This is a genomic window from Mariniflexile sp. AS56 (assembly GCF_030552475.1).
GTDB lineage: Bacteria > Bacteroidota > Bacteroidia > Flavobacteriales > Flavobacteriaceae > Mariniflexile.
This window is the reverse complement of the sequence record NZ_JAUPED010000002.1, coordinates 234,742-247,946: the sequence shown is the minus strand read 5'-3', so window position 1 is coordinate 247,946 and position 13,205 is coordinate 234,742. Positions and strand designations below refer to the sequence as shown.

Genomic DNA, 13,205 nt, shown 5'->3' with positions numbered 1-13,205 from the left:
CGGAGTTGAAAATAGCCATCGTTATACTAAACTGGAATGGTGAAAAACTATTAGAACAATTTTTACCTTCAGTTATTGAACATTCAAGAGAAGCGACCGTTTATGTTGCAGATAATGCTTCTACTGATACTTCTGTTGAATTTGTTAAAACAGCGTTTCCACTAGTAAAAATAATTCAAAACACAGAAAATGGAGGCTATGCAAAAGGTTATAATGATGCCTTAAAGCATATTGAAGCCGATATTTTTTGCTTGCTTAATAGCGATGTTGAAGTCACCCCAAACTGGCTTTCGCCTATTATAGAAACCTTTATAAAAGAATCTAGAACAGCCATCATTCAACCAAAATTATTAGATTTCAATAAGCGTGATTATTTTGAATATGCGGGTGCTGCTGGTGGATTTATCGATAAATTCGGATATCCATATTGCAGAGGTCGTATTTTCAATACCATTGAAAAGGATAACGGACAGTACAATGATGCGACCCCAATATTTTGGGCATCGGGTGCTTGTTTATTTATTAGAAAGCATGTGTTTAATGAATTAAACGGTTTAGACGAAGCTTTTTTTGCACACATGGAAGAAATAGATTTATGCTGGCGTGCACAAAACTTAGGCTACACGGTAAAATATGTTGGGCAATCTACCATTTATCATGTGGGTGGTGCAACTCTTAGTAATACAAGTCCTAAAAAAACATTCCTAAATTTTAGAAATAGCCTATACACCTTAACAAAGAATGCCAAGGGAGCCATTTTCCTTATAATTCTAGCTCGCCTAATTTTAGACGGTATTGCGGCCGTTAAATTTTTAGTAGAACTAAAGCCACAACATTCTTTGGCTATTTTAAAAGCCCACTTTTCATATTATGGCCATTTAAAACAACTACTAAAACAACGAAAAGCAACCAAACATAAAATAAGATATCACAACATAAACGCCATTGTTTTAGATTATTTCCTTTATAAAAAGCACTTTTTTGAAAGTTTATAAGTTTTTAGTAAAAGTTTTGTTAAAATTTAACAAGCAATTTATTTTTACATACTTTTGCTATAACAAATAAGAAAAATTAATCCCTTTAATAATTATGAAAAAAATTTTTTTACTTAGTGTAACTGCAATGCTTGTGTTAAGCTCGTGTGTCTCTAAAAAACAATTTACAGACCTTGAAGCTAAATACAAAGACTCTCAAGATTTATTGAACTCTGCAACCGTGAAATTAAATTCATGTTTAGAAGATAGAGCTTCATCAACTGCAAGAGCTAAAGCTTTAGAAGAGCAAGTAGCCGATTTAAGAAAATACAATGACAACTTACAAGTGTTATCTGCAAAAGGAGCTAGCAACGTAGAAAAAACTTTAGAAAGCATTAGAGAGAAGGACATGAAAATTACACGTCTACAAGATGCTATTACTAAAAAAGATAGTCTTACACTTGCTGTAGTTACTAGCTTAAAACGTGAAGTAGGTATTAACGATCCAGATATCGAAATCAATGTAGAAAAAGGAGTTGTATTTATCTCTATTGCAGATAAATTATTATTCCAAAGTGGTAGCTACAATGTAACTTCAAGAGCAAAAGAAGTGCTTGCTAAAGTTGCTAAAGTGGTGAAAAGCAAACCAGACTTCGAATGTATGGTTGAAGGTCACACAGATAACGTACCTTACAATGGTAGTGGTGTATTATTAGACAACTGGGATTTAAGTGTTAAACGTTCTACTTCTATCATTAGAGTATTACAAACACTTGGTGTAAACCCTGCACAGTTAATTGCTGCTGGACGTGCTGATTATGTGCCGTTAGTAGAAAACAATTCTTCTGAAAACAGAGCAAAAAACAGACGTACTCGTATTGTAGTACTTCCTAAAATTGACCAATTCTATGATATGGTTGAAAAAGAAATGAAAAATCTTTCTGTTCAAAATTAATTAGAATTCAAAATACTTAAGAAAGCTCAACTGTAAAGTTGGGCTTTTTTTATGCTCAAAATTTAAGAGTAAATAAAGGCGTTCCCCTATCGGGTCAGGCTATGCGCTAAATCTTTTAGTTTTACACGTCTTGTTGTGGCAGTAGGCTTCAATCAATATTAAGGTTTAATACAAAGTCTTGTCCTTACCGAAGAAAACTAAAAGGATACCGCTTCTATCCTTAACGCGGGCTTTCCGTAAGGTAAGTTCAACTAATATAAATTAATGTAAATTGGTGGAGATCGTAATTTTATAACAGGAAACTAAATAATACTGAGTACTACGCTTTTAAGGCTTTTCACTTTAAATTCTTAATTAGAAAATCTCCAAACCACCTTTTCCTTCTCTAATAACAATAGGTTCTTCTTCAGATAAATCAATCACCGTAGAAGCTAGATTATCACCATAACCTCCATCAATAACCAAATCAACTAGGTTATCCCATTTTTCTAATATAAGTTCGGGGTCGGTAGTATACTCAATCACCTCATCTTCATCGCGTATGGAAGTCGATATAATAGGATTTCCCAGTTTTTTCACAATTTCTAAAGCTATATTATTAGCAGGAATACGAATACCTACCGTTTTTTTCTTCTTAAACGGATTTGGTAAATTCTTAGATCCAGGAAGAATAAAGGTATAAGGTCCAGGAAGCGCGCGTTTTAGAATTTTAAAAGTAGCGGTATCAATTTGCTTCACGTAATCGCTTAAATTGCTTAAATCATGACAAACAAACGAAAAATTAGATTTTTCTAGCTTAACACCTTTTATTTGAGCCACACGCTCAAGAGCTTTAATATTATTTATATCACATCCCAAACCGTACACGGTATCGGTTGGATATATAATTAAACCGCCTCGTTTTAAAACAGCCACTACCCTATCAATTTCTTTCGAATTAGGATTTTCTTCGTATATTCTAACAAAATCAGCCATAATAATTATCTTGTATCACCGTTAAAAGTAAATATTATTTTTGTTATGAAGTGTCTTAATCTTATTTTCTTCTGTTTAGTTGTTTCTATTTCATTTTACCAATGTGAAAATGAATCAGCAAACAACGTAACCAACACCGATTTAAATCCTTCAAAATATTACGAAGCCCTCAATGTATCTTATGGTAGTGATACCAATCAGAAATTCGATTTATACCTTCCTCCAAATAGAACTTCAAATACTAAAACAATTATATTAGTACATGGAGGCGGTTGGTCTTCAGGCGATAAAGCAGATATGAACCCAATGAAAGATTTAATCCGTCAAGATTTACCAAACCTAGCGGTTGTAAACATTAATTATCGTTTAGCAGATGAAAACAACAATCCGTACCCTATGCAAATAGACGATATCACGTCTATTATAAACTACTTAAAAACCAATAAAACCAAGTATAGCATCTCAGACAGTTTTGGTTTTATAGGCACTAGTGCTGGAGGCCACTTGGCCTTATTATATAGTTATGCCTTCGATACGAATAAAAATATAAAAATGGTTTGTAGTATTGTTGGTCCTACCAATTTAACCGATCCTGCTTATTTAAACAATACATCGCCCGATTTAAAAGCTCTTTTAGACTTGTATGGAGCCAATGCTTCTACAGCTTTTTTAGAAGAAGCAAGCCCGCTACATCGATTAACGGCCAATGCGCCTCCTAGTATTTTATTCTATGGTGGTCGAGACCCATTAATACCCATTACACAAGGAACCGATTTGCGCGATGCACTAGAACGCCTAAATGTAACCCACGAGTTCACCTTATATCAATTCGCGGGTCATGGTTGGGTAGGTTTAGAGTTGTTAGACACTTGGCTAAAACTTGAATCGTTTATTAAGGTGCATTTAAATTAACGCATACCTCCACGACCCCCGCCATTTGGTGCTCCTCCACTTCTTGAATCACTCGAGTCACTACTTTCACTAGATGTTTCTTTTGGATTTAAATCGGCTTTAACTTGTGCTTGGTATTTTAACCATTTGCTGTACTTCTTTTCACTTAACAATGCTTTCAATTGCTTATTTAATTTTTCTTCCTCTTTCTTTACTGCATTTTTTACAGGGTCAATTTTTGCCTTCGCTTTATTTTGTGCTACACGCATCGGGTTATCATCACTATGACTCATATCTCTCTGATCTTGATTACCAGAACTACGTTTAGAGGTTTTTATAATGGCATTCATGTATACGTTTAGTGTGTCGAAATTATCTTTATTTAATAAGGCTATTTCATTAATCCTATTGTTATAATTTATAATTGATTTTCGAACACTTAAAATTAACTCAGGGTTCTTTTTTATCTTAATTTTTTTAATGGCTGCATCATCATCATAATTGAAAATACCGGCTAATTTAGAAGCTTCAAAGGTTTTCATTTCAGGTTTTTCTCGTTGCTGGTTACTTTGGCCTCTACCAGATTGAGATCCACCCATACCACCGCCACCTCCAGGTTGCGCATAACTAAATCCGAAACTTAAAACGCATACTACTAATAAAAACTTTTTCATAAAATTAATGCTCTTTATAATTATTTAATATTTAGATGACTATTTGAAAAAAAACTCTCGGTGTATAGGTCCTTTTTTTCTATAAAATATTTCAACTAATCAACGTATAGACACATAAACACCATAATACAAGTCCTTTTAGATGTTTTTAAATGCAAAAAACCCACAAAGTCCGAAACTTTGTGGGTTAATATAATTTACTATTTTATAAATATTAGCCTATCACTTCCAACTTAGCAAAACGAAGAAGTAATTTTTTAACACCACCGTGCTGAAATTTAATTTCCGCTTTCACATCGCCACCGGCACCTTCTATTTTTAAAACTTCTCCAGTACCAAAACGTAGATGCTTCACAAGGTTTCCTACAGCTAATTTATCATCAAATAAATTAGTTGCATTACCTGTTGCTGCAACTGGTTTTAAGTTTTTAGGTGTTGATATCTGCACTTTTAAAGGCGTGTCTTTAGATCCATTCCCTTTTTTAAATTCCGGTTGTTTAGCTGGTTTAAATCGTACTTTATTAGGGTCTAATTTCCTAGTTCGTTCAGGACTGGTTGCATCTCCAAAAATATCCGCATCAAGCATCGGGTTAAAACGGCGCTCTTCAATAGGTGTTGTAATGTCTAAATACTGCTCATCTATTTCTTCTATAAAACGACTTGGTTCAGAATCTACCAATTTCCCCCAACGGTAACGCGATAAGGCATAAGTTAAATAAGCTTGCTTCTCGGCTCGTGTTAAGGCCACATAAAAGAGTCTACGCTCTTCTTCCAACTCACTACGCGTACCCATACTCATGGCACTTGGGAATAAATCTTCTTCCAAACCTACCACAAATACGTACGGAAACTCCAAACCTTTAGCTAAGTGTATAGTCATTAATGCCACGTGGTCTGTGTCTCCTTTATCGGCATCTAAATCGGTTGCCAAGGCCACATCTTCCAAAAATTCGGCTAAATTTCCTGTGGTATCGGCCAATTCTTTCTGCCCTTCCACGAAATCTTTCATACCGTTTAAAAGTTCCTCAATATTTTCCATTTTGGCAACTCCTTCTGGCGTACCATCCTTTTTAAACTCGGTTATTAAACCTGTGGTTCTCGTAACGTGTTCTGCCAATTCAAAAACATCGGCAGATTGATTCATTACTTGGTAACTTTCAATCATCGTTACAAAATCTTGCAACTTTCCTTTTGTTCCCGAGTTTATTTTCACATCTGTTTTGTCGATGTTTTTCATCACCTCAAAAATAGAACGCTTATACCCGTTTGCAGCCACAACTAACTTATCAATCGTTGTTCCTCCAATACCTCTTGGCGGAAAGTTAATAACACGCTTTAAGGCTTCTTCATCGGCTGGGTTTATAATCAACCGTAAATACGACAAGACATCTTTAATCTCTTTTCGTTGATAGAACGACAAACCGCCATAAATTCTATATGGAATATCGCGTTTTCTCAAACCATCTTCAATCGCACGTGATTGTGCATTCGTTCTATATAAAACAGCAAAATCACTATTAGGGACATGATGTTTTATTTTATTTTCCCAAACGGTACTGGCTACAAAACGCCCCTCATCACCATCTGTTAAAGAACGGTTTACTACTATTTTCTCACCTTCATCATTAGCTGTCCAAACAACTTTATCTAATTTCGTTTGATTTTTTTCAATAATCGAGTTTGCTGCGTTCACAATATTTTTCGTAGAACGGTAATTCTGTTCCAAACGAAACTCCTTCACATCATCATAATCTTTCTGAAAATTTAAGATATTGTCAATATTTGCACCACGGAAGGCATAAATACTCTGAGCATCATCTCCTACCACACAAATGTTCTGAAATTTATCAGATAAAGCCCTCACAATTAAATATTGCGAATGATTCGTATCTTGATACTCATCAACCATTATGTATCTAAATCGGTTTTGGTATTTCATCAATACCTCTGGGAAACGCGTTAGTAATTCGTTCGTTTTCAACAACAAGTCATCAAAATCCATTGCGCCTGCTTTAAAACAACGCTCTACATATTCTTTATAAATATCACCCAAACGCGGACGTCTAGCCATGGTATCGGCCTCAATTAATTCAGGGTTTTGAAAATAAGCACGTACCGTAATTAAACTATTTTTATATGAAGAAATTCTGGAACGTACTTGTTTATACTTGTAAAGATCTTTATCCAGATTCATTTCTTTGATAATGGACGAAATCAATCTATCAGAATCCTGTGTATCATAAATAGTGAAGTTACTCGGGTACCCCAACTTATCTGCTTCAATACGTAAAATTTTAGCAAAAACGGAGTGAAAAGTTCCCATCCATAAATTTTTTGCCTCACTAGTACCTACAATCGTAGCGATACGTTCTTTCATTTCACGTGCTGCTTTGTTGGTAAATGTGAGCGATAAGATATTAAATGAATCAACACCTTCGCTCATTAAATACGCGATACGAAAGGTAAGCACACGTGTTTTACCAGAACCTGCACCTGCAATAATAATCATTGGCCCATCTTTCTGTATAGTGGGTGCTAACTGTGCCTCGTTTAATTGACTTAAATATTTTTCCAAAACTCTATAAAATTTTACGCCGTGAAATTAACCATTGTTGCGCTGTTTATGGGAGCGTTTTATTAATAATTATAAACAATTAGTACTTAGCATCGCAGTTATTTATTTTTGGATATATTTATACTCAATTAAAACTTCTTATTATAATGATAACATTTGTATCAAATATCACTTGGTGGGGCTGGGTATTAATCGCCTTAGCTTTAGTTGCTCTTAGAGATATTTTCATTCAAAAAGCACATACTATAAGCCACAACTTCCCTGTTGTTGGACATATACGCTATATGTTAGAGAAAATAGGACCCGAATTAAGGCAATATTTGGTAGCTAATAATAGAGAAGAACTTCCTTTTAACAGAATTGAACGAGGTTGGATTTACGCTTCAGCGAAAAAAGAAAATAATTACGAAGGTTTTGGGACAGATAGAGATATTTATGCGCACCATCATATTTTTATAAATAACGCCATGATGCCTTATCAAATTGATGAAAAGCATCCCAATGTCGTAGATAAAACATTTTTGCCCTGTGCAAAAGTAATGGGGGCTTACCATAACCGTAAAAAACCATTTAGACCAGGGTCCATTATCAATGTGTCGGCAATGAGTTTTGGTTCTCTTTCTGCTAAAGCTGTCGAATCTCTAAACAAAGGCGTTAAAATTGCTGGTGCATATCATAATACAGGTGAAGGAGGCTTATCGCCCTACCACAGTCATGGTGGTGATGTTGTTTTTCACTTCGGATCAGGATATTTTGGTGTTAGGTCTGCCGACGGAGGGTTTTCCATGGAAAAAATGATAGCACTCGTTGAAGGCAATCCGTTTATTAGAGCTATTGAAATAAAGCTATCTCAAGGAGCAAAACCAGGAAAGGGTGGCGTACTTCCGGGAGCAAAAATCACCAAAGAAATCGCATTTATAAGAGGTGTTGAAGTTGGGAAAGATGTATTGTCACCACCAAACCATAAAGCATTCTCTAACGTACCCGAAATGGTCGGTTTTATTGAAAAAATTGCACAAGCGACAGGCTTACCCGTTGGAATTAAAGCCGCTATAGGGAAATTAGAGCAGTGGGAAGAATTAGCAGATATTATGGTAAAAACTGGAAAGGGGCCCGATTTTATTACCGTTGATGGTGGCGAAGGTGGTACAGGAGCTGCACCGCCAAGTTTTGCAGACCACGTGTCACTACCTTGGGTATACGGGTTTAGCGATTTATACAAACTATTCCTGAGAAAAGGATTGAGTGAACACCTCGTATTTATTGGAAGTGGTAGACTCGGGTTTCCAGCAAAAGCAGCCATGGCATTTGCAATGGGAGCCGATTGTATTAATGTAGCACGAGAAGCGATGATGAGTATTGGTTGTATACAAGCACAAGTATGTCATACCAACCGCTGCCCTAGTGGTGTCGCTACGCAGAGTAAATGGCTGCAAAACGGCATCGATCCTACATTGAAATCGGAGCGATTGGCACAATATTTTAAAACCTTCAGAAAAGAACTAATTGAAATTACTCATGCAGCAGGTTACGAGCATCCATGCCAGTTTAAAATGACGGATGTTGAAATAAATGTAGATGACCATAACCTTTCAAAAGAATTAAGCAAAACCTACGCTTATGACAAAACACCTGTACCATTTACATCGATGCAAGATTTAAAAGATTGTTTATATTTGGGAGGAAAAAACAAGTAACCAATTACCCAATTTAGTACACACTTATTTTATAGTTCTGAAGAACCTACTTAACGAAACGATATTTTTTTTATGGAAACCAACAGATTAATTGATCTATTTTTATTCGCCATTCCTTCAATTATTACAGGAATAATTGCCTACCATTTTTTTAAGGAACACATCAAAAATGAAGATGGTAAAAGACGTTTTTTATTAAAGAAAGAATTACAAGTAAATGCCTTACCTATGCGCCTCCAAGCTTACGAGCGCATGGTTTTATTTTTAGAACGTATGGCGCCGTCTAGTTTGCTTATTAGAATACCGCCAATATCTTCAGATAAAGATGCTTATGAGTCCTTAATTATACAAAGTATTGAACAGGAATACGAGCACAATTTAACACAACAAGTCTATATAAGTGAGAAATGCTGGAGCATTATTAACGCCTCTAAAAATGCCACCATTCAATTGATAAGAAAGGCTAATTCACTTGAAAAAACAGACACTGCCAACAAGCTTCGTGAGGTCGTTTTAACCGAAATGATGGACCGCCGTTCACCAAGTGATGCCGCTCTTTCATTTTTAAAAGAAGAAGTATCTGACCTTTGGTAAAACACAAAATTTAGGATATGACACTTTGCAGAAAGTAAAATTTTCTATTTACATCTCAGATTTCAGGGTATGCTAATTTCAACAGAAAAATTATTGAAATCATGTGTATTAACTAATACGCAACTCATTTGACAATGCTTCTTTATGCTTATTTTCCGCATAATCATACCCTTGTTTCCACCAAGACACCATGAGTTTCTTATTAAATATCAACGAATTTTCGGTAAGTTTTGAGGGTGTATAATACAGATTAAGTTCCACACCTCTATTTTTTGCGGCCAACTTCCCTATAAGAATATCACTTCGCTCTACTTGGTCTAATAAATGTCCGAATAAATTAAGCATCAGTGAAAACGGGTTTTTCCCCAATACTTTCATGTACTCCATGTTTTCAGACTCTAAAACTACGGCATCAATTACTGTAGCTCCACGCTGAATAGCCTCTCGTATAGGCACAACGCAGCCAAAAGCACCATCAGCATATTCAAAACCATTCACTTTAGCCAGAGACATAAAGGGAATATAGTTACATGAAATCCAAATCCATTCACAAAATTCTTCATATGAAAAATCTTTTATAGACTTATACTCTACTCTATTTTGAGATAAATTAGAGACTGTCACAACAACATCTTCCTTCGTTGCTCTAATTAAATTAAATTCTTCAATGGTGAAATGTTTTTTTAAGTAACGTTTCAAGGCTTTACTCTCTCCAAAAGTCCGTTTACTTTTCATAAACTGCCAAATGGAGTTCATGAAATTGATAGACACGTATTCTCTATCTCCTTTTTTGCGTGTTCGAAATGGGTTTACACTAAATATATTGCTTTGCTTCACGTTTGTAAACACATCATAAACCTTATCAATTTTCCCTGCGGCAATGTGTGGCACTAACAAACTCCCGGTAGAAGTACCAACAAATATATCGTATTCGTGTCCTTTTTCTTTAATTAAATATTGAGCGACACCACCTGCATACGCCCCTTTACTTCCTCCTCCTGAAATTACTAATGCCCTCATAATTAATTTTCTAATTGACTTATTTCTTGGTTTTTGAATTTAGCAAAATCATACCCACTTTGCCACCACTCCGTCATTTTTGCTTTATTAAAAATAAGCGAATTAGTTGTTAAAACAGTGGGTGCGTAATAAAAATTTATAATAGCCTTATTGTGTGTTGCTGTGAACTTCCCGATACGTATGTTTTGAGATTCAATTCTATCCAACATAAAAGAAAACATATTCGTTAGTAATGAAAAAGGATTCTTGGATGGCATTCTGTTAAATTGATTAACTTCCGTTTGCAAAATAATAGCATCAACCTCGGTAGCCCCTCTGCTTATAGCTTCCTCAATGGGCACCATATTCCCTAGCCCACCATCAGCATACTCACAGCCATTCTTTTTTACTAAGGTCATAAATGGTGTATAGTTGCACGAAATCCAAATCCAATCTACAAATTCCTCATATTCAAAATCCTTCAAACATTTATATTCCACTTGATTGAGTGACAGGTTCGAAACCGTTACCACTACATCTTTAGTAGAGTGTTTTAAGATTAAAAACTCTTCTTCTGTTAAAGTACTTTTAATTAAAGCTCTTAAATTATGGCTTTCACCAAAGGTTTTACTGCCCCTTAAAATGTTCATGAGAACATTAAAATGATTAATGGCTATATTTTGACTCCCATGTTTCTGCTTTACCACAAACGGGCACACATCGAAAATACTACCGTTTGTAACGTTGGTATAAATACCTTTTATCTTTTCAATTTCTTGCAATGCCAAATGCGACGTTAATAAACTTCCGGTAGATGTCCCTAAATACAGTTTGTAATCGCGTTTAAGTTCTTCAATGAGATATTGTGCCACACCACCTGCAAAAGCCCCTTTACTACCACCGCCAGAAATTACTAATGCTCTCATTTTTGATTGGTTTTAATTAACTCTAACATGGTTTTAGCAAACTTCGAAAATTGCCAACTATGGTGCTTCGTCGCTTGTTCTAAATTAGTCAAACAAGCATCATTACACGCGTTTATTTGTTGTAAATATAGAAAAGCATTCTGACGAATTTCAAAGGCGTAACTTGGATTTGTGTAATTTATTAACTCCTGAAAATAGATAGGCTTATTTTCTGGTTGAAACTCTTCAGTAATCAGCGCCAATGTTAACCACAGAATCCGAACGTTTTTATCATTATGACCTTGAATTTCTTTTATTTTATTAAGATATTTATTTCGCTCTTGCGGAAAGTTTAGCCATAAATTGAATAATGCTTTTTCAATTGTACTATAAGATGGATCTTCTAATAAGGATTCATAAGGGATTTTTAATTCTGAAGGAATTTCGGTTAAATTTAGAGCAATGGCTTGTCGAACTTTTAAACTATTCTTGAAATCCCCTTTTTCAACAAGTCTAGGGTTTTGTGAAATCACTTTAATTTTAGATTCATCTGAAATGTTTGAAGACAAAATTGTGCTACATTTAGAATCGTTCTCATCACAATTCACCAATAAATAGGCCTTTATAAACTTCGATTTGTTTAAACTCTTTAAAGCCTTATCATTTTGAAACAACTCACTTTTCAACCAAATTTTGACAAATTCACTCAAATCCCGTCCACTAGCATTTTCAACTTCTTTTATAAAATCATCCGTCTCCACATTTTTAAACTGATGCTTTTGCAAATAATTTTTTACGGCAGTTTTAAAAATTTTATCACCTACCTGTTCCCGTAGCATATGTAACACCCAGGCTCCTTTTTTATAAAATGTGGTACTACTTGAGTTTGGATCTAAAAGTGACGTACTTTGCCCTAGCTTATCTTGTGCTAATAGTTCTTGAGCGTATTCATACAGTTTCCAATGGTAATAATTCGCCCCGAAAACTTCTTTTTCAGCTAACAACGCGTAATATGTGGCAAAACCCTCTTGAAGCCAGTGGTGCGTACCAGATGTTTCCGTAACCAAATCGCCAAACCATTGGTGAGCAAGTTCGTGCGCATTCACATTCACATAATTTTTGTCCACAAAAGCGATGGAATCAATCACAAAACTATCAGTAAAAATAGTTGTACTCGTGTTCTCCATGCCTGCATACAAAAAATCTTTCACAGGCACTTGTTTGTAGTTTTTCCAGGGATATGGGATCCCAATTTCTTCTTCAAGAAAATCGAACATTTGTTTGGTGTAGCGGTAGGTTGGCTCAAATTTCAACGAATCTTCTGGATAATAATACATTTCCAAAGGAATACCACTTTTAGAATGCACGGCTTGCTTACTATACCTACCAATTGCCAGTGCTACTAAATAGCTACTCATGGGCTGGTCCATATCATAATGCCACACAATGGTCGATTCCTTTATTTGTATAGCTGTTAATGTTCCGTTCGAAATCACCTGATAATTTTTATCAAACTCAATACTTAAATCGAATTCAATTTTATCATTCATATCGTCGATACTTGGCAACCAATTACTGGTATATTTCCCTTGACCTTGAGTCCATATTTGCTTATTACCCGCTTCAGAACCCCAATCTATAAAATACATCGCTTTTTTTGGTTTCACTTCCCAAGTAATACTTATTGTATGTTGCGTTTGCGATTGAAACGGATGCTTTACAATAATATGTTCTCCATCATACACCGTTTTTAATTCTTTTCCATTTAAAACACAATGGATCTTTTCAAAATTACGAGCATCTAAATAGACTGAATCAATATCTTTTAATATTTCAAATTCAAAAGTAATAGCTCCAAAAACCTCCTTTTGTATTAAATCACCAAAACCGATGTTTGCTTTTGCCTTTTTAAAATCAACATAATCAACCTGTTGTCCAAAAACAAAGGCAGTCATAAAAAACCATA

Annotated in this window: 11 protein-coding genes; 5 read left to right on the top strand and 6 right to left on the bottom strand. The window is 35.1% G+C overall.

Annotation, left to right across the window (positions count from 1 at the left end):
* Positions 1–5 precede the first annotated feature (5 nt).
* Both Q5N74_RS03720 and Q5N74_RS03715 read left to right on the top strand, forming a co-directional pair.
* The gene (locus tag Q5N74_RS03720) at positions 6–995 is read left to right on the top strand and encodes a glycosyltransferase family 2 protein (protein ID WP_304387535.1); all 990 of its coding nucleotides are present in this window, start codon (positions 6–8) and stop codon (positions 993–995) included.
* A gap of 94 nt (positions 996–1,089) precedes the next feature.
* On the top strand, positions 1,090–1,929 hold the full coding sequence (locus tag Q5N74_RS03715) for an OmpA family protein (RefSeq protein ID WP_304387367.1): 840 nt from the start codon (positions 1,090–1,092) through the stop codon (positions 1,927–1,929).
* A 354-nt stretch (positions 1,930–2,283) separates the two neighbouring features.
* Here Q5N74_RS03715 and Q5N74_RS03710 read toward each other — a convergent pair whose 3' ends face one another.
* Entirely contained in the window at positions 2,284–2,904 is a 621-nt protein-coding gene (locus Q5N74_RS03710; protein WP_304387366.1) for an L-threonylcarbamoyladenylate synthase, read from the bottom strand.
* A gap of 45 nt (positions 2,905–2,949) precedes the next feature.
* Between Q5N74_RS03710 and Q5N74_RS03705 the strand changes: the two genes are divergently transcribed.
* Positions 2,950–3,816, top strand: coding sequence for an alpha/beta hydrolase (locus Q5N74_RS03705; RefSeq protein ID WP_304387365.1), 867 nt, complete (start codon positions 2,950–2,952; stop codon positions 3,814–3,816).
* Here Q5N74_RS03705 and Q5N74_RS03700 read toward each other — a convergent pair.
* Positions 3,813–4,469, bottom strand: coding sequence for a hypothetical protein (locus Q5N74_RS03700; RefSeq protein WP_304387364.1), 657 nt, complete (start codon positions 4,467–4,469; stop codon positions 3,813–3,815). The genes Q5N74_RS03705 and Q5N74_RS03700 overlap by 4 nt on opposite strands.
* A 214-nt stretch (positions 4,470–4,683) precedes the next feature.
* Positions 4,684–7,044, bottom strand: a complete 2,361-nt coding sequence (locus Q5N74_RS03695) for an ATP-dependent helicase (RefSeq protein ID WP_304387363.1) — start codon at positions 7,042–7,044, stop codon at positions 4,684–4,686.
* 146 nt (positions 7,045–7,190) lie between these two features.
* On the opposite strand from Q5N74_RS03695, the gene Q5N74_RS03690 reads away from it, so the two are divergent.
* A complete protein-coding gene (locus Q5N74_RS03690) occupies positions 7,191–8,741 on the top strand; it encodes an FMN-binding glutamate synthase family protein (RefSeq protein ID WP_304387362.1) in 1,551 nt (516 codons plus the stop codon).
* Between the two features lie 72 nt (positions 8,742–8,813).
* Positions 8,814–9,335: a hypothetical protein gene (locus tag Q5N74_RS03685; RefSeq protein ID WP_304387361.1), complete on the top strand. Its 522-nt coding sequence runs from the start codon at positions 8,814–8,816 to the stop codon at positions 9,333–9,335.
* A gap of 108 nt (positions 9,336–9,443) precedes the next feature.
* Here the strand turns inward: Q5N74_RS03685 and Q5N74_RS03680 are convergent, their stop codons facing one another.
* The 3 genes from Q5N74_RS03680 to Q5N74_RS03670 are packed head-to-tail and all read right to left on the bottom strand — an operon-like array spanning position 9,444 to position 13,194.
* Positions 9,444–10,355, bottom strand: coding sequence for a patatin family protein (locus Q5N74_RS03680; protein WP_304387360.1), 912 nt, complete (start codon positions 10,353–10,355; stop codon positions 9,444–9,446).
* Between the two features lie 2 nt (positions 10,356–10,357).
* Positions 10,358–11,260, bottom strand: coding sequence for a patatin family protein (locus Q5N74_RS03675; protein WP_304387359.1), 903 nt, complete (start codon positions 11,258–11,260; stop codon positions 10,358–10,360).
* Positions 11,257–13,194: a M1 family metallopeptidase gene (locus Q5N74_RS03670; RefSeq protein ID WP_304387358.1), complete on the bottom strand. Its 1,938-nt coding sequence runs from the start codon at positions 13,192–13,194 to the stop codon at positions 11,257–11,259. The genes Q5N74_RS03675 and Q5N74_RS03670 overlap by 4 nt, the downstream gene beginning before the upstream one ends.
* Positions 13,195–13,205 lie beyond the last annotated feature (11 nt).

Excerpts from the sequence above, each read along its gene's own strand:
- Q5N74_RS03680 (WP_304387360.1), bottom strand. The coding sequence starts at position 10,355 with ATGAGGGCATTAGTAATTTCAGGAGGAGGAAGTAAAGGGGCGTATGCA.
- Q5N74_RS03685 (WP_304387361.1), top strand. The coding sequence starts at position 8,814 with ATGGAAACCAACAGATTAATTGATCTATTTTTATTCGCCATTCCTTCA.
- Q5N74_RS03690 (WP_304387362.1), top strand. The coding sequence starts at position 7,191 with ATGATAACATTTGTATCAAATATCACTTGGTGGGGCTGGGTATTAATC.
- Q5N74_RS03670 (WP_304387358.1), bottom strand. The coding sequence starts at position 13,194 with ATGACTGCCTTTGTTTTTGGACAACAGGTTGATTATGTTGATTTTAAA.
- Q5N74_RS03700 (WP_304387364.1), bottom strand. The coding sequence starts at position 4,469 with ATGAAAAAGTTTTTATTAGTAGTATGCGTTTTAAGTTTCGGATTTAGT.
- Q5N74_RS03675 (WP_304387359.1), bottom strand. The coding sequence starts at position 11,260 with ATGAGAGCATTAGTAATTTCTGGCGGTGGTAGTAAAGGGGCTTTTGCA.
- Q5N74_RS03715 (WP_304387367.1), top strand. The coding sequence starts at position 1,090 with ATGAAAAAAATTTTTTTACTTAGTGTAACTGCAATGCTTGTGTTAAGC.
- Q5N74_RS03705 (WP_304387365.1), top strand. The coding sequence starts at position 2,950 with ATGAAGTGTCTTAATCTTATTTTCTTCTGTTTAGTTGTTTCTATTTCA.
- Q5N74_RS03710 (WP_304387366.1), bottom strand. The coding sequence starts at position 2,904 with ATGGCTGATTTTGTTAGAATATACGAAGAAAATCCTAATTCGAAAGAA.